Consider the following 21346-nt stretch of genomic DNA (forward strand, 5'->3'; position numbering starts at 1 on the left):
ATCGGTGTGGTCATCGGCCTTGGCATGGCCAGTGGGCGAGCGACGGTAGAGAAAGGGAAGGGAACAGGACGCATGGCGCGTGACTTCGACGCTCGGCGAAGCGCGGACGTGGAGGACGACGAGCTTCAGGAGCAGAGCCTGGAGACGCTGAAGGCGCAGCGGGCTGGTGCGGCCGCGGATCTCGGCGACGACATGGACGCTCTCGAGACCGAACTCGACCTACCGGACGCGGAGGTACGCGACGAGGAGCTCTCCCTGCGGGTCCTGCCGCGTCAGGCTGACGAGTTCACCTGCACCCGGTGCTTCCTGGTGCAGCACCGCAGCCAGCTGGCCGACCCTCGGCGGGTGGTCTGCTCGGACTGCGCGGCCTAGTCGGCCGCCGCCCTGGCGGCGAGGTGACTCGTCCCATCCCGTCCCGCCTGCTCCGGGCGCCGGCCGATGTGCTTGGCGTCCGGAGGCCGACACGAGTTGCCCCTCCGTCTAAGTAGCTGTACCACTACCCAGGGCGAGATTGCCGTGGGGGTGGTGTGGAGTGCGGGACGAACAGGCACCGATAGCCGGTGATGTGCTGCCCGGTGGCGTGCCGTCAGGCCATGCCCTGGCGCGGCTGCCGCTGGTGCACGGCAACTTCGTCGTTCCGTCGGCGCCGGCCGGATTCGTCGACCGGTCCCGACTGCGGGCCGATCTTGACGCGGCGATGGCCCGGCCGCTCACCGTTCTGTGCGCGTCCGCCGGCTGGGGCAAGACCACGCTGCTGGCCTCCTGGTCGGTGGGACGTTCCGGCCGACCGCCCCTGGTGTGGATTCGGCTCGACCCGGCGACCCGATCAGCCGCCGAAAGCGAACCGGGCCTGGCCCTGTGGCCGCAGCTGCGTCACGGGCTGCGGCTCGCGGGCATCGTCGGGCCGGACGCACTACGCGACGGCGACGAGTCGGCCCCGGCGACCGCGACCGACTACCGGCCACTGGCGAACCTGCTCGCCACCCGGACGGAGCCGGTCGTCATCGTGCTCGACGATGTCCATCGGGTGCGCCACGCCGCCGATCTGGGCGGGCTCGATCTGCTGCTGGAACACGCGGGGGACAGGGTGCGCCTCGTGGTGGCCGGCCGTTCGGTGGCGATGGCCCTGCACCGCCCGCGTGCCGACGGCCGGGTCACCGAGTTCGGGCCGCGCGACCTCGCCTTCTCCGAACGCGAAGCCGTCGACCTGCTACGGCTGCACCAGCCGGACCCGCGGACCGCCCCACCCGACACCGTCGCGGATCTGGTGGGCGCGACCGAGGGCTGGGCGACCGGTCTGCGCCTGGCCCTCGCCGCCGGCGCTCCCCCCGAACCCCGGGACGCCGCCGGGCTGTCATCCGGGGCGGCGCCGGCACCGGTACTCGGTCGGGCGCAGGACGTCCTGGCCAGAGCACCCGACATCGCCGACTTCCTGCGAGCGGAAGTGCTCGATCGGCATTCCCCCGAGGCGCGGCGCTTCCTGTTGCGCACCAGCCTGCTGGACGAGGTCACCGGGCCGCTCGCCGAGGTCGTGGTCGCTGACGGATCGACGTTGCCGGGTGCGGGCCGACTGGCCGACCTCGCCGAACACGACGGCTTCGTGGTGGAGCTCGCCGGTGACCGCGGCTACCGCTACCACCGACTGCTCGCGGCGATGCTGCGCGCCGACCTCGCCCGCGACCGCGGCGAGGACGTGGACGAGCTGAACCTGCGGGCGGCGCTGTGGTTCACCGCGCACCGCCGTCCCCTGGACGCCATCCGCCACGCCGCCCAGGCCGGCGACTGGTGGTACGCCGCCTGCCTGCTGCTCGACGGGTCCGGGCGACCGGAGCAGGCCGGGCTGGTCGGCGCGTTGCTGGGCCCGACCCACGTGCTGGACTCGACCCTGGCCGGGCTGCCGGCCGCCCCCGCGCACTGTGCGGAATGGGCACTGGTCGTCGCCGTCCGTGCGCTGCGGGCCGGTCAACCGGACCGGGCCGGTGGGGCGCTGCGGACCGCCCGGGAGGCGATCGCGGTCGCCCCGGCGTCGCGGCGGCGCTGGCTGGGCGTGCAGGCGGATCTGATCGACCTGGGCCTGGCCGAGCTGGCCGGCGCGCCCGAGCAGATGCAGAGCCTGGCCCGCCGGCTTCTGCGTCCACCGGCGACAACCCCGCCAACTTCGGCAACTTCGGCAACTTCGACCGCTCCGGCAGCGCTGACGCCATCGACGGACGCGCCGGCCTCCGAGCCGCCCGAGGCCTCCGAGCCGCCCGAGGCCTCCGAGGCATCGGTGGGGCTGGCGGCGTCGGCGGGGAGGACGGCGCTGCCGGTGGACGTCGACGAGATCGTGTACGCGCTGGCCCGGTGCGGCCGGGGGCGCGCGCACCTGTGGCTCGGTCGGCCCGACGCCGCGGCGGACGATCTTCTGGCGGCGCTCGACGCGGCGCGGTCGGCGGCTTCACGGGCGGTCGCGACGTCCGCCGGCGGTGCCCTCGCTCTCGCCCTCGCCCTGCGTGGTCGGCTGCGGCTGGCCGAGTCCCACGCGCGCGACGTGCTGGCGCTCGTCGGGGGGACGGCGCGGCCCGCCGAACCTGACCAGGCGCTCGACCGGCCGGGTGCGGTCGCGCCGACCGGTGTACTCGAGGCCCATCTCGCCCTCGTGGTGGTGGCCCTCGGCCGGGTCGACCGGGAACTGGCCGCCCGGCACCTGCAGGCCGCTCGGGCCTGCCAGGGCAGTGGTCATCCGCCGGGGCTGCTCGACCTGGTCACGATCTGGCAGGCCAGGCTGCTGCAACGGCTTGGCCATCCCGACGATCTGCGGGCCGCCCGGCGGCTGCTCGGCGGTCAGAGCCGACCGACCGGTCCGCCGCTGAGCGTGTCACTGTGGCAGGCCGCCGAGATCGACCTGCTGCTGGCGAGCGGCAACGCCCAGGCGGCCCGGGCGGTGCTCGAACGCGGCGCTCCGTCGCGCCAGACCGACCATGTCCGGCTGCTCGCCCGGGCCCGGGTCGAACTTGGCTGCGCGGACCTGACGGCCGCCGATCAGGCGGTGTCGGCGCTGCTGCGGGCCGGCGGGGGAGGCGGGCCGACGGTGACGGCCTGCGTGTTCGCCGCGGTCATCGCGGCCCGTCGCGACGATCATGCCCGGGCGACCGATCTGCTCGCCCGGGGGCTGGCCCTGGCCGAGGACGAGGGCTTCGCCAGCCCCTTCCTCGACCTCGGGAGCGAGGTGACGGCACTGCTCGACGCACATCCCGGGCTGTCGAGCGCGCATCCGAGGTTCGTCACCGAACTACGCGGGATGCTGCCCCGGGAGAGCGCCACGGTCCCGACGCCCGGGAGGGCGCCGTCCGGGCGGCCCGTGACCGAGAGGGTGACGATCGGGGCGTCGGTGCGGGGGGAGGCGCTGCCCGCCGGATCGCCCTCCGGCGGCGTGTCGGCGCCAGGCCCCCGCCCTGGGCCGTCGTCCGTGCGGGCCGCGCAGCATGCGGGGACTGTCCGGGTCCCCGCACCGGCCGGTCCGCGCGCACCGATCCGACCTGGCGGCCCGGTGGGCGCGGGCGAGGCCCCGAGCCCGAGCGGTGCGGGCGCCCCCGGGCGGCCGTCCGGGCCGGGAACCTGGGAGCGCGGACCGGCGCCCGTCGCCGGTCGCCGGTCCGGGACGCCGACGGCCGGCGACCGGCTCAGCGACCGTGAGCTCGCGGTGCTCAGCTACCTGCCGACGATGCTCACCACCGCCGAGATCGCCGCCGAGCTCTACGTCTCGGTCAACACGGTGAAGACACATCTGAAGAGCATCTACCGCAAGCTCGACGTCCCCCGCCGACGAGACGCCGTCCATCGCGCCCGTGAGCTGCATCTGCTCTGAGTCATCCGCTTGGAGTCATCCGCCTGGAGCGGATGGTGGCGCGGGCCACCGGGCGGCTGACGGTCAGCCCGGTCGCCCGCGGGGTCCGTCGCCCACGGGTCAGCCGGGCTGACGGCTGCCCTGCCAACCGGGGTCGATGGCGCCGGGCTGGGTGGGGCGCTCGTCGTCGGTGAGTGACTCCGGGGTCGGGTCGATCTCGGCCGCCACCGACGCGGCGTGGGCCAGGGGTGCGCTGGCGGCATCCGCCACCCGGCCGGGCGCCGACATGTGGTCGGACGCTGACATGTGGTCGAGGGCCGGGGTGTGGTCGAGGGCCGGGGTGTGGTCGAACACCGAAGCGAACAGGTGGCGTTCGAGGTCGCGGTACGGCGGCGGGGTCGTCGGGACCGGCCCGAGGGCATCCCCGTCCGTCCCGGGGAAGTCGCTGGTCAGCTCGTCCGGGCGGGCTCGGGCCGCTCGATCGGGGAACGGGACGAGCGGCGCGTTCTCACGTGCCGCCGGCGTCCGAAGGACGGCCCGCAACACGCAGATGACGCCGGTGGCGATGCCCGCGACCATCAGAATGAGGCCGAGGACCTGAAGATCGATTCCCCCCGGCCGCCAGGTGAGGGCGTAGCGCAGCGCGGCGCCCACGGCGACCAGGAAGACCGACAGTCCCAATGTCATCGTCGTTCACCCCGTTTACCCCGTTCATCCCGTCGCGGTGGCGGGATCGCCGCCGTAGGGACGAGGGAATCGGTGGCGCGTGGCCGCATCACTCGATCCGCGTCCGGTGCGGGTCGCCGCATAGGCCAGGAACCCCGCCGCCGGCCGGCGGAGGTGATGCGTCTTCCGTTCTGGTGCAGCTGTCTTGTTCCCTGCGTGACGGCGTCCCATGCGCTCTGACGTTGCGCGCGAGACGTATCACCCGACGTGAGGGGTAGGGCCCGGGCGGACGGGGACCAGTCTGGGCTGTGGGCCCGGAGAAGGGCCGCGCCTGTTCGTGGGACGGCCGGAAGAGGCCGGGGCGGGCCACGAAGCGGCCGTAAGGCGGCCACGGAAAGCGCCTGAACCTCTGGCAAGGTAGCCCAATGGGGGGGTACGCGGGAGAGGCGAGCGTCACGCAAACGAGTGTTCTGCGGGGTCCACGACGTAACCCGGACAAGAGATGGCCGGTTGGGGGCGTGTTTCTCCCACCTGAGTGGTGGGTTTGTCCGGATAACAGACGAGGGGCGTGGGTCAGTGCTGGCGTAGCAAGGTAGGCGGGCCCTACGCTTGCCGAACATGTCCACCTTCACCGGAATTTCATCCGGTGACGTAGCCACCACCACCGGGCCCCGCCCGGTGCGCTGCCACCACCGGGCCCCGCCCGGTGCACATCTGCGTATGACCCCCGGAGGCACACGTGAACGACCGAGTCCCCCGCCCGGCTGATGATATCGGTGAGGACCTACCCCATCAGCCGCGAATCGGCGTGACCGTGGACACACCAACAGACCTCGGTGTGGTGGGACGTATGGCGCGGCACGCCCCGGTGAGCCCATCGGCTTCGCCAGTCGCACCGCACCGTGCCGCGGCCACCAGGCATCCCGCACCGGCCACGGGTGCGGGCGGCGCCGCCGCGCGACCACTGTCTCACACCCGGGCCGCGGGGCCACTGACAGGGGCCCCTTTGGGGCGCGGCGAGGTTCCGCTGGCCGGTGCCCGGAGCGCGGCCGGTGCCCCGGTGCGCCCCGGCGCGACGGCGGCGCGCGCGGGTGCGCCGATGCCCCGCGACCTGGCCCTCGGTGCCGCGGAGCTGCGCGGCATCCTGCGGGTGGTCGAGGACTGTGAGCGGGCCTCGTCGCTGGCCTCGTTCCGGGAACTCGCCCTCGACGGCATGGCCCGCCACCTCGGCTACCGACACTCGGCCTTCTTCCTCGGTTCCTCCATCGAGACCGCCTTCCAGGACGCCCGGCCCACCGGCCGCGGTCTGGCCCTGCGGCTGGCCGGTCCCTACATGGAGCGTTACCGCGAGCTCGAGGCGCTGAGCAACCCGGAGAGTCTGCGTTCGGTCCGCGAGCGTGGTCTGGCGACGCTGGATGACCTCGGCGTGCCGGAGCGGCCCGAGGTGCGGATGCGCCTGGAGCGCTTCCTGCGCGCCCACGGCATCCACGCGAAGCTGCTCGTGCGCCTGTTCGGCCCGTCGAACGTCGGCGCGCTGATCTCGTTGCTCGACTCCCGTCCCGGCGCGTTCGGCCCGCGGGACCGGGCCGTCGGCGCCGTCCTCGGGCGGCACCTGGGCAACCTGCTGCGCTTCTACATCCGCACCGACCCGGGGCCCTCGGTCGCCGGTCGGCTCTCGGCGCGGGAACGCGACGTCGTGCGCCTGGTGGCCGAGGGTCGGTCGAACCGGCAGGTCGCCGAGGCACTGTGCATCAGCATCGACACGGTCAAGCACCACCTGACCCACGCGTTGGTCGCGACGGGATGCACGAACCGCACCCAGCTCGCCATCGCCTGGCAGCGCGAGACCAGCGCCTTCGCACCGCCGAGCCCGCCCCGGCCGTGACGATCCGCGCCGCTACCCGTCCGCTTCGGCCGGTGCCCGCGGCCGATGGATCGTCTGGACGTCGTACGTCCGCGTCAGCTCGGCCTCCGGCCGGCCCGACGCGCTGACGTCACCGCGGACTGGCACGTGCACGTCGCGAAGGCACGATGTTGCTGGCTGGCGAGCTGCCCTGGCGCCGCACGGTGCCCACTCTCGTCATCGTCGGCCGGCTCCGCGCCGGTACCAAGCCGGTCGCGCACCTGGTAGGTGCCCGGGCCGGCAGCCACCCGATCACGGTCGCGGTGACCCCACCCGCGCCCGATGGTCACCTGCCCGCAGGTGCGTGCTGCGCAGCCCGCCCGATCGCGGGCGGTCGGCCCCTGGTCTGACCGCCCGCGATCGGGGTCCGAGGCGCGCCGGGAATCGTCCCACTCCGCCTGATCGCCGTCTCGCCTGGCGTTCCGTGGCCTTCTCCGACGGTATATCCACATCGGCCTTATGGCGTTTGGTCAATTTTCTGCCGATCTCGCATGGATCGCGCCGGGAAGATATCGATCGGGCCGCTGAAGGGTGCGTCCGAAAAAGCACACCCAAAGGGCGGTAACACCCCCCGAGTGGGTGTAATGTCCATTACATTATTTTATGTCCGGTTCGTGTGCGGCCCAACTCCTGTCGCCCGGATGGACGGTGTCCGATCGGCGACCATGATGGGCCTCCTGCCGGCTTGCGATCGATGGTGGGCTGTGGCTAGGTTGGCGGTGTACTGGCCGGTCGAGTACCACTCTCGCCGTCCGGGTCGCCTCGGTCACTGACCCCTGCCGCCGGCGGCGCGACCTCGCCTCGGGCCCGTCGTGATCGGTCGTCTCCCGCCGATCGGGCGCGATGTACCCGGGTGTTTTTCGCTCGTTTGTCATTTGTGGCAGAGAAAAGGAAAGCAGTGCTGCCGTGCCCGGTGCGGAATTGTCCTTCAGGTCCGAACGGAAATAGCTGGCGCGCGGTGAACCCGGTTTTCGGTGGGTGGGCCACGAATTCCTGAGCTTGCTGCAGGCTGCGGGCCGGCGTGTGCGTTCGCCGCCTTTTATGGGCTTGGCGCGGACTGTGACCGGTGACATCGCGGACGATGCCGGACCATGGTGATCTGTGTCATCGAGCAGGTGCAGACCAGGTCGGCCCATGCCTGCCAGCTACACCAGTGACTCCGTTCGGCGACCGGCGGCCGCCACCGCGCGGGTGCTCAGGTCGGGGCGGACTAGTATCCGCGCACGTTGGTGATGTCGCGACGGCTATGCGCTCGGGGCCACGTGTAGTTCGTCGTGTCAGTTCTACGAGAGTTGCTGGGGGTCGGTACGTTTTCCGCGTACTCAGTACAGATACCGCTTCCCCGGGACGTCTGTTGCCCAGTGGCTCCGGCCAGGAGGTCATCGACGCTCTGGGCGATCTCGTCCGTCGAAACGTGTCCCTCGCGTTGGCGAAGTGGGTGCTTTCCTTGTCCTGGGTCCGGTTGCGATGGATCCGGGTCATGTGCCAGTAGGGCGAGTCGGGATGCCCCGGTGTCGCGGTGGTCAACGTGCCACGCGGCCGCAGTGGGCTCCCTGAGCCGGATCAGTACGACATGCATGTCGCTGTACCCCAGGTCACGAGCCGCCAGGAGGACCTGCCGATGACCATCGCTGTCCCGCATTCCCTCGCGTCCTCGACTGGTCGCGACCGCTGTGATCCGCTGGCCGCGGCCGATCTGGTCGTGGTGATCACACCGTTTGCCGAACCCGCGCCGGCCCTGGTCGCCGCCGCGACGCGCGCAGGCGGGCGCGGCGTGCTTGACCTGGGACGATCCGAGGCCGTCGCACATCGTGCGCTGCGGGACGCGACCCGTTGGACGCCCGGCGCCTTCGGTGTCCGCGTGGGCACCGACTGTCCGCTGGCGCTGCGGGACCTCCCGGACGCGGTGGATCTGGTCGTGCTCGCCGCCGGCGCGCCGGAACGAGGCTGGTCGGTGGGTGAGGTGACGGCGACCGGCCGGCAGGTGTGGGTCGAGGTGACCTCGGTCGGCGCGGCCGTGGCCGCGATCGAGGCCGGCGCCACCGGTCTGCTCGCACGGGGTAACGAGTCCGGCGGCGCGGTCGGTGACCTGACCACGTTCACGCTGCTACAGCATCTGCTCGCCGAGGACGGCCCCAGCGCCACCGCCGGACGGGACGTGCCGGTCTTCGCCGCCGGTGGGATCGGCCTGGCCACGGCAGCCGCCGCGGTCGCCGGTGGCGCGGCGGGGGTCGTGCTCGACGCCCAGCTCGCGCTCGTCCGGGAACTGGAACTGCCCGAGCGGGTGGCGGCGGCGATCCGGGCGATGGACGGCAGTGAGACCGCCCTGTACGGCGGCCACCGGCTCTACACCCGGCCCGATCTGCCCATCGCGGGTCTGGTCGGCTCCGGCCGGCCGGTCGCCGACCTGCGGGCCACCGGAGGCGAGATCGCCTCGGACGGTGCGCTGTCCGTCACCGCTCCCCGCAGGGCGGAACACTCGCCCGACGCCGCCGCGCCGGACCAGGCCAGCCGGGACGAACAGGCCAGCTGGGACGAACAGGCCAGCCGGGACGGGCGGGATCAGGATCAGGAGCGGGCGGCGTGGGTCGCGGCCCGGCTGGGCGCCCGGGATCTGAGTGAGCAGTTTCTGCCGATCGGCCAGGACGGGGCGTTCGCCGCCGCCTTCGCCGACCGGTTCCGCCATGCCGGCGCGGTGGTGCGGGCGGTACGGGCGGCGATCCGCGAGGGTCTGGCCACCGCCGGGCGGGTGCGTCCGCTCGACGCCGGCTCGCCGTTCGCGGCCGACCGCGGCCTGCGCTACCCGATCGCGCAGGGTCCGATGACCCGGGTCAGCGACCGGGCCGAGTTCGCCCGGGCCGTGGCGGACGGCGGCGGCCTGCCGTTTCTGGCCCTGGCGCTGATGGGCGGGCCGGCCACCCGCGAGCTGCTGGCCCGCACCGCCGACCAGCTTGGCGACGCGCCGTGGGGCGTCGGCATCCTCGGATTCGCCCCGCCGCAGCTGCGCGCGGCCCAACTCGAGGCGGTCCGTGAGATCCGTCCGCCGTGCGCGATCATCGCCGGTGGACGTCCGTCCCAGGCCGCCCCGCTGGAGGCCGCGGGCATCGACACGTTCCTGCACGTGCCCTCGCCGGGCCTGCTCGGACGGTTCCTGGCCGAAGGCGCCCGCAAGTTCGTCTTCGAGGGACGCGAGTGCGGCGGGCACGTCGGTCCGCGGGCGAGCTTCCCGCTGTGGGAGGCCCAGATCGCGGGTCTGCTCGCCTATGGGGAGTCCACAGCTGCCGGACCCGACTTCTTCGCCGAACTGCACCTGCTGTTCGCCGGCGGGGTGCATGACGCCCGGTCGGCGGCGATGGTCGCGGCCGCCGCGGCCCCCCTGGCCGCCCGCGGTGCGCGCGTCGGCGTGCTGATGGGCACCGCCTACCTGTTCACCGCCGAGGCGGTCACGTCCGGTGCGATCATGACTGGCTTCCAGCAGGCCGCGCTTGACTGCGAACGCACCGTCCTGCTGGAGACCTCACCCGGGCATGCCACCCGGTGCGTCGAGTCCGACTTCGTGCGCACCTTCCTCGAGCGCCGCCGGGAGCTGCTGGCCGCCGGTACGCCCCGCCAGCAGATGTGGCAGGAGCTGGAGTCGCTGAACCTGGGCCGGCTGCGGGTGGCCAGCAAGGGCCTGCGCCGCGACGGTGACCGGCTCGTCCAGGTCGACCCGGCGCTGCAGGTCCGGGAGGGAATGTTCATGATCGGTCAGGTGGCGGCGCTGCGCTCGGCCCGCACGACGGTCGCCGACCTGCACGAGGAGGTCACCAGCGGTGCCGGCCAGGCGCTGGCGGCCCGCGCCGCCGATCTGGGCCTGACCACCGCGTCGTCCAGCCGTACCGGGCCGGCCACGGCGGTGCCGGTCGGGGACGGCGACGCACGACCGTTGGACATCGCCATCGTCGGCATGGCGGCGGTCTTCCCGGGCGCCGCCGATCTCGACGCCTACTGGGCGAACATCGTGGCCGGTGTCGATGCCATCCGCGAGGTGCCGGACGACCGGTGGGACCCGCGGATCTACTACCGTCCCGACGCGGTGACCAAGAACGCCGGCCGGCACACCCCGTCGAAGTGGGGTGGTTTCCTGCCGCGCATCCCGTTCGACGCGCTGGCCTACGGCATCCCGCCGCGGGCGCTGCGCAGTATCGAGACCAGCCAGCTGCTGGCGCTCGAGGTCGCCGCGCGGGCGTTGCGCGGCGCCGGATACGACACGGCCCAGAAGGGCCACGGTGCAGGCCGTCCGTTCGACCGGTCGCGCGCGTCGGTGGTGTTCGGGACCGAGGCCGGTACCGACCTGTCCGCCGCCTACAGCATGCGTTCCCTGTGGCCGGGACTGCTCGGTTCCCTGCCGGCGGAGCTCGAGGCGTTCCTGCCCGAGCTGGACGAGGACTCCTTCCCCGGCATGCTCGCGAACGTCATCGCCGGACGGGTCGCGAACCGGCTCGACCTCGGCGGGGTGAACTTCACCGTCGACGCGGCCTGCGCGTCGTCGCTGGCCGCCCTGGACGCCGGCTGCAAGGAACTGGTCGCCGGTACCTCCGACCTGGTGCTGTGCGGGGGTGTGGACACCCATGCCGGCGCCCATGACTTCCTGCTGTTCTCCTCGGTGCACGCGCTGTCGCCGAACGGCCGGTGCCGCAGTTTCGACTCCGGGGCCGACGGCACCAGCCTCGGTGAGGGCGCCGCGGTCGTGGTGCTCAAGCGGCTCGCCGACGCCGAGCGCGACGGCGACCGCATCCACGCCGTGATCCGCGCGGTGGCGGGCTCGTCCGACGGGCGGGCGCTCGGCCTGACCGCCCCGCGTAAGGAGGGCCAGGTCCGCGCGCTGGAACGGGCCTACTCCCGGGCCGGGATCTCCCCGCGTGACGTCGGTCTGCTCGAGGCGCACGCCACCGGCACCGTGGTCGGTGACCGCACCGAACTCGCCACCCTCACCGAGATGTTCGTCGACAACGGCGCCGAGCCCGGTTCGTGCGCGGTGGGCTCGGTGAAGTCGCAGATCGGGCACACCAAGTGCGCCGCCGGCCTGGCCGGGCTGATCAAGGTGGCGAAGTCGCTGGAGACCGGGGTGCGTCCGCCGACGCTGCACATCGACACCCCCAACGCCTACTGGCAGGCCGACACCAGCCCGTTCTACTTCGACCGGTCGGCCAAGCCCTGGGTGGCGCCGGCCGCGGACCGTCACGCCGGCATGTCCGCGTTCGGGTTCGGCGGCACGAACTTCCACGTCGTGCTCTCGGCCTACGACGGCGCTCCGGAACCCAGCCACGGCCTCGACCAGTGGCCCGCGGAACTGTTCGTGATCCGCGGTGGCGACCGGGCGGCCGCCGGCCGGGCCCTGGACCGACTCACGCAGCTCGTCACCGCCAGCGCCACGGCCGGCCATCCGCTGCGGCTGCGTGACCTCGCCCGCACGGCCAGCGCCGGCGGCGGGCCGGTCCAGGTCGCCTTCGTCGTCGACGACCTGGCTGCCCTGCCGGGCGCGATCGAGGCGGCCCGCACGTTCACCGCGGACCCGACGGCCGGTCGGTTCGTCCGCGCCGACGACGCTGACGCCGGCGATGGCGTTGGTCCGGGGGCGACCGCGATGCTGTTCCCCGGTCAGGGCAGCCAGCGGCCGGGGATGCTCGCCGACCTGTTCGTGGCGTTCCCGCGGCTGCGTGAGGTCCTCGACCTCGCCCCCCACTGGGTCGACACGATGTTCCCGCCGGCGGCCTTCACCCGCGCCGGACGAGACGCCCAGGCCGCGGCGATCACCGACACCCGGGCCGCGCAGCCCACCCTGGGCCTGGCCGGGCTGGCCATGCACGACCTGCTCGCGGGCCTGGGCATCCGACCCGATCATGTCGGTGGCCACTCCTACGGCGAACTCGTCGCCCTGGTCGCCGCCGGCGTGCTCGACCGGGCTGACCTGATCGGGCTCAGCGAGGCGCGGGCCGGCGCGATCCTGGCCGCCGCGGGCGACGACCCCGGCGCGATGGCCGCCGTGGCCGCTCCCATCGAGCAGGTCCGGGCGGTTCTCGCCGACCTGCGCGCCGACGGGGCCGAGGGCACCGTGGTGGTCGCCAACCACAACGCGCCTCGTCAGGTCGCCGTCTCCGGGCCGAGCGCGGCGCTGACCCGGGCGATCGAGGCGTTCGCGCGGGCCGGCCTGACGGCCCGGCGCATTCCGGTGGCCTGCGCCTTTCACAGTCCGGTGGTGGCCGCCGCCGCGCACACCCTGGCCACCCGGCTCGCCGACACCGCGGTCGAGTCCGCGCACCGGACCGTCTGGTCCAACACCACCGCGGCGCCGTATCCGAGCACACCGGCGGAGATCCGGGCGGCGCTCGCCGGTCAGGTCGCCGAGCCGGTGCGGTTCGTCGAGCAGATCGAGGCGATGTACGCCGCCGGTGTGCGGACGTTCATCGAGGCGGGCCCCGGCCGCGTGCTGTCCCAGCTGGTCTCGAAGATCCTCGGGACGCGGCCGCACCGGGTGGTCGCCACCGATGTCGCCGGTGAGTCCGGGGTGCGCCGGTTGCTGCTCGCCGTCGCCGAACTCGCCGCCGCCGGCGTCGCCGTCGATCCGTCCCCCCTGTTCGTCGGCCGCGACGCGCGGATCGTCGCCGCGAGCGACATCCCGCGCCGCCCTGGCTGGACGATCGACGGGGCCTACGTCCGCACCGTCGACGGCACCCATGTCGCCGGTGGTCTGCAGCCGCCACGCCAGCTCACCCCGGCCGACGGCGCTGTTCCCACCGCTACCGCGGCGCCGGCGGTCGCCACCGGCGTTCCGGTGGCTACGGCCGTACCGGTCGCCACTGCTGTGCCGGTGGCCGCCGCGAGTGTCACCGCTGGTGCGGCGCATGCCGTCGACAGCTCGTCCAACGGTCACGGACCGGCGCCCGCCCTACCGACGCCGCGATCCCTGACCAGCCCGGTGGTGTCGACCAACGCCACGCCACCGCCCACGTCCACGGTCGACGTTCCGACGGCCGAGACCACGCCCGAGTTTGGAGGTGATGGTCCGGTGGAGGCCGTCGTCCTGGATTTCCTGCGAACCAGCCGCGAGATGATCGCCGCGCAGCGTGATGTCGTACTTGGCTACCTGGGCTACGACCCGGCCGGGTACGCCGACCATCCCGCGGCACCACCGGCCGCCCTCCCGGCGGCTGTCGTGCCGGCGGTCGTGTCCGCTGCCCGGGCGGGCGTTCCGCCGCAGGTCCGTCCCGATGTGGCGGTGGGCGGCCCGGTGGGCCTGGCCGCGGGTCAGGGGTCACCGGCGGGTGGAAACGGCGCCGGGGTGCCGGTCGCCGCTGTGCCGGTCGCCGCTGTGCCGGTCGTCGCTGTGCCGGTAGTGGTGGAGCCGGCCGCCGCGGCGTCGTCGGTGGGGCTGGACCGGGTGGCGGTGTCCGAGGTGGTGGTCGGGGTGATCGCGGAGCAGACCGGTTATCCGGTGGAGATGCTCGAACCTGATCTGGATCTTGAGGCTGATCTGTCGATCGACTCGATCAAGCGGACGGAGGTGCTCGGGGAGCTGGCCGGTCGGTTGGGGTTGGCGGCGCCGGGTTCCGGTGAGCTGGACGAGTCGGTGGTCGAGGAGCTGGCCGCGATCAAGACGGTGCGCGGCATCGTCGACTGGATCGTCGCCCGCCCCGGTCCGGGGGAGCCGGCGGCCGTGGCGGACCCGGTCCGGGTACCGGTCCAGGGCCCCACTGATCCGGCGTCGGCGGGCCCGTCCGCACCGGGCGGCCCGGGCCCGTCGGCCCCGGGTGGGGCCTCGCCGGTCGGGACCGGGTCGTTCGCCGGCACACCGACGGGCGGCTCGAACTCCAACGGCACCGCGGCGACCTTCGCCGGTCCGGCGTTCGCCGATGTCGTTATGCCCGAACTGGCTTCGCTGACCTCGGCGGGTCACCGCTCCGATGATCGCGGCTCCCAGCCGGCGTTGGCCGGTGTCTCCCGGGCCGCGGCCACGGGGGCGGCGCGGCCCACGGGCGGTGCGCCTGAAGCCGAGCCGTCCGGTGTGTTCCCGCTGCGGCGGTACGTCGTCGAGGTACGGGAGGCCGGAGCACCCGCGCAGGTGGGCGCCACCGACCTGCGCGGAGCTCGGTTCCTGCTGGTCGAGGGTGGCCTCGGGGTCGGGCTGGCGCTGGCGACCCGGCTGGAACGGGCCGGCGCCGAGGTGCGTATCCTCGCCGCGCACGACCGGGGACTGGTCGACCAGATCCGGGCCGGGGCCGGCGCCGATGGTCTGGCCTGGATCGCCTCCGCCGATCCGGATGCCCAGGAGGACGCGGTGCTGCCGGCGGCCTTCCCGGCGCTGCGGGCCGCGGCGCTTGGTGGCTGCCGGCGGGTGCTGGTGGTCACCGGCGACGGCGGACGTTTCGGCTGCCCGACGCCGGCGGTGCCGGGCCGGGCCGGCGGTGCCAGGGTCGCCAACGGGGCGGAGCGTGAGATCGAGGTCGAGCGGCCCGCGGTGCGCCCGACCCGCGGAGCGGGGCTGGCCGGGCTGGTCCGCACGATAGCCCGGGAGGTGCCGGGACTGACGCTGCGGCTGGTCGACGTGGAACCCAAGGAGGAACCGCGGGGCATCGCCGACAGTCTGTTCACCGAACTGCTCACCGCCGACGGGCCGCTGGTCGTCGGCTACCGGGACGGCGCCCGGGCGGTGGTTCGGCTGCGCCCGGCCCCCGGACCGGACGGCGGTGCGCTGCCCGCGGCCCTCGACGCGTCCGCGGTGGTGCTGCTGACCGGCGGCGCACGGGGAATCACGGCCCGGGTCGCGGTGGAGCTGGCTCGCCGCAGTGGCTGCGCGATCGAACTGGTGGGTCGCACACCGCTACCGACCGGACCGGAGGACGCGGCGACGGCGTCCGCGTCGGACGCCCCGGCGTTGCGCCGGGCGTTCATCGCCGCGGGGGTGCGTCGCCCGGCGGAGATCGAGGCACGGATCGCCCGGCTGCTCGCCGAACGGGAGGTGCGCGCGACGCTGGCCACGCTGGGTCAGTTCGGCTCCTCGGTGCGCTATCACGCGGTGGACGTGCGTGACCCGGAGGCCGTGGCGGCGGTCGTCGCCGATGTCCACGCCCGCCATGGCCGGCTCGACGGGATCATCCACGGTGCCGGGGTGCTCGCCGACCGGCTCCTGCGGGACAAGACGTCCGACTCTTTCGAACGTGTGTACGATACGAAGGTCGGCGGCGCGCGGGCGCTGCTCGCGGCGGCGCGCGACGACATCGGTTTCGTCGCCCTGTTCGGCAGCGTCGCCGGTGTGTTCGGCAACCGCGGTCAGGTCGACTACGCCGCCGGTAACGACGCGCTCGACACGCTTGCCCGCGCGGCGTCGGGGCGGTTCGCCGGCCGGGTCGTCAGTGTGGACTGGGGCCCCTGGGGTTCGTCCCACGCCGGCGGCGGGATGGTCTCGCCGGAGCTCGCCCGCGAGTACGCCCGGCGTGGCATCGGGCTGATCGACCCGGTCGAGGGGGTCGAGGCGCTGCTCGCGGAGCTCGCCGGCCCGCTCGATGGTCCCGCGCAGGTGGTCTACATGTGCGCGGACGCGGAGGCGTTCGATGCCTGAACCCGTCGCGCCGGATCCCGGCGGCGCAGCGGGGGGCCGGGGTGGCGCGGTGCCGATCGCCATCGTCGGCATGTCGGCGCTGTTTCCCGGCGCGGGCGACCTCACTGCCTTCTGGCGCAACATCGTCGGCGGGGTGGACGCGGTGGGCGCCATCCCCCCCGGCCGGTTCGACGTCGAGGACTACTTCGCCGCACCGTCCGCGGCCGGTGGGCTGGGCGGCTCCGGTGTCTCGGGCCTGAGCGGCCAGGGCGGTCCGAACGGCTCGGGGAGCTCGGCCGCTGACGGGGGCGCGTTCTACTGTCGGCGTGGCGGGTTCGTGGACGATCTGGCGGCCTTCGATCCCACGGCGTTCGGCATCGTCCCGAACGCCGTGGACTGGGCCGAACCCGACCAGCTGCTCGCGTTGCGCCTGGCCGCCGAGGCGATCACGGACGCCGGGGGAGCGGACCGGCTCGGTGACGCCGACCGGGTCGGCGTGGTCCTCGGCCGCGGTGGCTACGTCGGCTCCGGCGTGGCCCGGCTCGAACAGCGGGTCCGCACCTCACGCCAGCTCGTCACGACCCTGCGGGAGGTGCTGCCGGACCTGCCGGCGGACGCCGTCGAACGGGTCCGCGCGGCCTTCTGCGACCAGCTTGGGCCGGTGCGCGCCGAGGCGTCGATCGGCCTGGTGCCCAACCTCGCCGCGTCCCGGATCGCGAATCGGCTCGACCTGCGCGGACCCGCCTACACGGTGGACGCGGCCTGCGCCTCGTCGCTGATCGCCGTCGAGTCGGCGCTGCGCGACCTCGGCTCCCACCGGACCGACGCGATGATCGTCGGTGGCGCCCATCTCGTCCATGAGGCGTCGTTCTGGAGTGTGTTCACGCTGCTGCGGGCGCTGTCACCGAGCGAGGTGATCCGGCCGTTCGACCGGCGCGCCGACGGCATCGTCATCGGCGAGGGCGTGGGCATGCTGGTGCTGCGCCGGCTGGACGACGCCCGCCGCGACGGCGACCGCGTCTACGCGGTGCTGCGCGGCGCCGGGGCGTCCAGCGACGGGCGCGGTGCCTCGCTGATGGCCCCCGACACCAGCGGTCAGGTCCTCGCCGTGCGACGGGCCTGGGCGGACGCCGGACTCGACCCGACCGCCCCCGGCGCGATCGGCCTGCTCGAGGCGCACGGCACCGCCACCCCCGCCGGTGACGCGGTGGAACTCGCCACCCTCGCCGAGGTCTTCGGTCAGGCCGCGGCCGTTGACGTGGGTGGTATCGGCCTCGGGTCCGTCAAGTCCATGATCGGCCATGCGATGCCGGCGGCGGGCGCGGCTGGTCTGATCAAGACGGCCCTCGCGCTGCACCACCGGACGCTGCCACCCACGCTGCACTGCGACGAACCGCATCCGGCCTTCGCCGCCAGCCGCTTCGCCCCCGTGCGCACCGCCACCCCCTGGGCCGAACCGGCGGGCGGGGGTCCGCGCCGGGCCGGCGTCAACGCCTTCGGCTTCGGCGGCATCAACGCGCACCTCGTCGTCGAGGAGGCCCCACCGGACATCCCGGTCACCGCCGCCCGCACCTTCCCCGCTCCCACGGCCTCGCAGTCCGCCGCCTCGCCGTCCGGCGTGGTGGTGTCGTCCGGTGAGCTGGGGGCGGACGCGGACGCCGAACGGGTGCTGCTGCTGGCCGGTTCCGGGCCGGACGATCTTCTCGCCCAGCTGGACCGGCCCGATGCCGAACTGCTGGACCGCGACGACGCCGCGGCCCCGCCCACCGGCGGGCCCTGGCGACTGGCACTGGTCGCGCCGAACGCGCGGCGTCTCGCCCTCGCCCGCACCGCGGTCGGACGAGGAACGCCCTGGCGGGGCCGCAACGACCTGTGGTTCAGCCCCACCGGTCTGCTCGACCCGGCGAACCCGGCCGGCGCCGGGCAGACAGCGTTCCTGTTCTGCGGGCTCGAGGACAACTTCACCCCGCGCGTCGACGACGTCTGCGACCATTTCGGCCTTGACAGACCCAACGCCACCGACACCGCCGTGCTGGGGCAGCACGGTGTGGCGAGCATCAAGGTCGGCCGGGTCCTCGACCTCGCGTTGCGCCGGCTCGGCATCGTCCCCGACCTCGTCTGCGGGCACAGCATCGGCGAGTGGAACGCGATGATCTCCTGCGGGCTGGTCACCGACGCCTTCGCCGACTCGTTCATCGCCGGGTTCGACCCCGCCTCCCTCGAGGTCCCCGGGGTCGCCTTCGGGGCGCTGGGCTGCGGCGCCGAGCAGGCGGGCGCGGTGATCGCGCACCTCGACGAGGTCGTCCTGTCGCACGACAACTGCCCGCATCAGTCGATCATCTGCGGGCGGGAGGACAGCGTGCGCGCCGCGCTGGACGAACTGCGCCGCGCCGGCGTGCTCGGCCGGCTGCTGCCGTTCCGCTCCGGCTTCCACTCCCCGTTCTTCGAGCCCTACCAGGACATCGCGCGCGCCGCGATCGATGCCACCACCTTCGCCGAGGCGACGGTGCCGATCTGGTCGGCGACGACCGCGGCGCCCTACCCCCGTGACCACGACGAGGTGCGCGATCTGACGCTGCGCCACCTCGTCGCACCGGTGCGGTTCCGGGAGCTGCTCGAGGAGCTGTACGCGTCCGGGGTGCGGGCGTTCGTGCAGGTCGGCGTCGGCAGCATCGCCGGGTTCGTCGATGACACGCTGCGCGGACGGGAACATCTCTCCCTGGCCACGAACACACCGAAGCGGTCAGGTCTGGAACAGCTGCGCCGGGTCGCCGCCGCGCTGTGGGCCGAGGGTGCCGCGCCGCGCCTGGACCTGCTGCCCTGCCGGACCCGCCCCACGCCGCCCGCGCCCCCGGTGGGAACCGGGGCGCCCGCGACACCGCCCGGCCGCCGCGTGCGGCTGCCACGCGGCGCAGGCCGGCCCGTCCCGTTGCGACTGGGAACGCCCCTGGTGCGCCTCGGGCCCGCCGCCGCAGACCTGCTGGGCCGCCCGTCCGCCCAGACCCCCCAGACCGCGCCGGTGGCCGCGCCTGCCACAGTGCCCGTCGCGTCACCCGCCACCGTCGGGTCACCCGCCACCGTCGGGTCACCCGGAGCGGTCGGGTCGCCTGTGCTGGCCGAGCTGCGGGGCGTACTGGCGGACGGGGACCAGGCCCTGACCGCTGTCGTCGGCCGCTGGAACGGGGCGGCACCGGGTTCGCCCGCCGCTCGCGACCGGAGCACCTCGCCCGGGCGGCGAGTGGCCGCGCCGGCCAGACCGTCCAGGCCGTCCAGACCCTCAAGGCCGTCCAGGCCCTCGGTGCCCGCGAGATCGGCTGGTTCGTCCAGGTCCGCCGCGTCCAACGGGCTGGTCGGGTCCTCGGCGCCGGGCGGGGCGGGCGTACCGCCTGGGCCGCCCGGTGCGCCTGGGCCGTCCGGGGCGGTGCCGTCGTCCGGGCTGGGGGCGGGGCCGCGCACCGTGGTGCGTCGACTGTCGCTGGCGTCGATGCCGCACGTCGTCGACCACTGCTTCTACCGGCAGCCGCCGGGCTGGACCGACCAGTCCGACCGCTTTCCGGTCGTGCCGATGACCGAGGTCCTGGAGCTGATGATCGCCGAGGCGGCGGCGCTGCTGCCCGGACGGGTGCCGATCGGGCTGCGGGACGTGCGGGCGCTGCGCTGGCTCGCGATCGAGCCCGCCGTCGAGGTGACGATCACCCTGAGCGCGGTCGAGCCCGCCGCGGTGGAGCGCGGGCCGCGCGACGGTGGCACGGCGGCCGGGGAGCTCGAGGCGGTCGAAGCGGTGCGGGTCAGTGTCGAGGGGTACGCCCGCGGCACGGTGCTGTTCGCCGCCGGCTATCCGAGCCCACCGGCGACGAGTCCGACCACCGCGGATCTGCCGGCTCCGGCGGGCACACCCGTCCTGCCGGACGAGCGTGCGCCGCGCCAGCAGGGGCCGGATCTCTACCGCGGCCGGTTTCTGTTCCACGGCCCCGGCTATCAGGGCGTCGAACACATCGACGGGATCGCCTCGGGTGGCGTTCGGGGGCGGCTGCGGGTGCCGTCCGCGTCCGGAGCGTTGTTGGACAACGCCGGGCAGCTGTTCGGGTACTGGGCGATGGAACATCTGGCGCAGGATTCGCTGCTGCTGCCCCAGTCCATCGCGGACGTGCGTTTCTTCGGCCCGCCGCCGGTCGTCGGCGAGGCGTTGGACTGCGTGGTGCGCATCCGCGCGGTGGCCGAGCGGACCGTCGTCGCCGATCTGGAACTGCGCCACACCGACGGGCGGTGCTGGGCGATCATCACCGCCTGGACCGATCGCCGGTTCGCCAACGACGCGGTGCTGTGGACGATGGTGCGTTCCCCGGAGCTGCACACCGTCGCGCAGCCCGCCGGTGAGGGCTGGCTGGTGGCCCTCGACCGGTGGAGCGAGTCGGCCTCCCGGGAACTGATCGTGCGTCACTACCTGGACGCGGAGGCCCGGGCCAGGCTCGCCGCACTGAACCCGCGGGCCGCCCGCGGCCGACTGCTGGGCCGCATCGCCGCTCAGGACGCCGTCCGTCGCTGGCTGTGGGACCGCGGTGCCGGGCCGGTCTGGGCGATCGAGGTCGGGATCGACAACGACCCGCTCGGTGCCCCCCGGGTCCGGCCGCTGCCGGTGCGGGCGGGTGTGCCGGTCCTTGACGCGCCCTGGGTGTCGCTGGCACACAAGCCGGAACTGGCCGTCGCGCTGGTGTCGGCCGCCGGTTCGGTCGGCATCGACGTGGAGCGGATCGTGGCGCGCGCCCCCGGCGTGGAGCGGGCCGCGCTCACCCCGTCCGAGGTGGATCTGCTCGACCGGCTCGCCGGCGACGACGACGCGGCGCGGGCGGTGTGGTTCACCCGGCTGTGGGCGGCGAAGGAGGCGGCGGCGAAGGCGCGGGGCACGGGTCTGGCGGGTCGTCCACGCCAGTTCGTCGTCGACGGACCGTATCCGGCGCCGCCGGTGTGGTCGTCGTTTCCCGCCAGTGGCACGGCCGGCCCGCCGTTGCTGCTGCGGGTCACCGTGGCCGGTGACCTGGCCGTGGGTGACCTGGCCGTGGGTGACCTGGCCGTGGGTGATCAGGCCGCGGGGGAACCGGGGGACGGTGGCGACCGGCGGTCGCATGGGCGGTGGGTGGCATTGCGTACCGTGGATGCCGCCGGCCGGATTCTGCCCGACGATGCGCGGATCGGCTCCGGCCGTCCGGATTCCGCGGCGTCCGCCGACCGTGCCGACATTCCCGCGCGCTATGTCGTCGCCTGGACCTCACCCGAGGTCGAGGCCGATGTCGTGGCCGGGCGTCCCGGCGGTGCGCACCAGCGTGACGGCGTCGGGGAACGGAGCTTTTCCAGATGACAGCGCAGCAGAAAATCG

At 74.1% G+C, this 21346-nt stretch carries 7 protein-coding genes; 6 read left to right on the forward strand and 1 reads right to left on the reverse strand.

Going from position 1 to position 21346, the window contains the following annotated elements:
• Positions 1 to 72: 72 nt before the first annotated feature.
• Together MXD61_RS03135 and MXD61_RS28300 are read left to right on the forward strand one after the other, a co-directional pair.
• Positions 73 to 372 carry a DUF4193 family protein gene (locus MXD61_RS03135; protein WP_248811341.1) on the forward strand — a complete coding sequence of 100 codons (300 nt, stop codon included), beginning with the start codon at positions 73 to 75 and terminating at the stop codon, positions 370 to 372.
• A gap of 160 nt (positions 373 to 532) precedes the next feature.
• Positions 533 to 3847, forward strand: coding sequence for a LuxR C-terminal-related transcriptional regulator (locus MXD61_RS28300; RefSeq protein ID WP_248811342.1), 3315 nt, complete (start codon positions 533 to 535; stop codon positions 3845 to 3847).
• 99 nt (positions 3848 to 3946) lie between these two features.
• Here the strand turns inward: MXD61_RS28300 and MXD61_RS03145 are convergent, their stop codons facing one another.
• Positions 3947 to 4513 (reverse strand): hypothetical protein, encoded by a 567-nt coding sequence (locus MXD61_RS03145; RefSeq protein WP_248811343.1) that lies wholly within the window; start codon positions 4511 to 4513, stop codon positions 3947 to 3949.
• 1078 nt (positions 4514 to 5591) lie between these two features.
• On the opposite strand from MXD61_RS03145, the gene MXD61_RS03150 reads away from it, so the two are divergent.
• From MXD61_RS03150 to MXD61_RS03165, 4 genes are all read left to right on the forward strand, one after another.
• On the forward strand, positions 5592 to 6377 hold the full coding sequence (locus MXD61_RS03150; RefSeq protein ID WP_248811344.1) for a LuxR C-terminal-related transcriptional regulator: 786 nt from the start codon (positions 5592 to 5594) through the stop codon (positions 6375 to 6377).
• A 146-nt stretch (positions 6378 to 6523) separates the two neighbouring features.
• Positions 6524 to 6745: a hypothetical protein gene (locus MXD61_RS03155; RefSeq protein WP_248811345.1), complete on the forward strand. Its 222-nt coding sequence runs from the start codon at positions 6524 to 6526 to the stop codon at positions 6743 to 6745.
• A 1271-nt stretch (positions 6746 to 8016) separates the two neighbouring features.
• On the forward strand, positions 8017 to 15993 hold the full coding sequence (locus MXD61_RS03160; RefSeq protein ID WP_248811346.1) for a type I polyketide synthase: 7977 nt from the start codon (positions 8017 to 8019) through the stop codon (positions 15991 to 15993).
• Complete coding sequence (locus MXD61_RS03165; RefSeq protein WP_248811347.1) at positions 15986 to 21328, forward strand: type I polyketide synthase; 5343 nt, start codon at positions 15986 to 15988, stop codon at positions 21326 to 21328. Before MXD61_RS03160 ends, MXD61_RS03165 begins: the two co-directional genes overlap by 8 nt.
• The last annotated feature ends 18 nt before the right edge of the window (positions 21329 to 21346 follow it).

This window comes from Frankia sp. AgPm24 (genome assembly GCF_023243055.1).
In the GTDB taxonomy this organism is placed as follows: Bacteria; Actinomycetota; Actinomycetes; order Frankiales; family Frankiaceae; genus Frankia; species Frankia umida.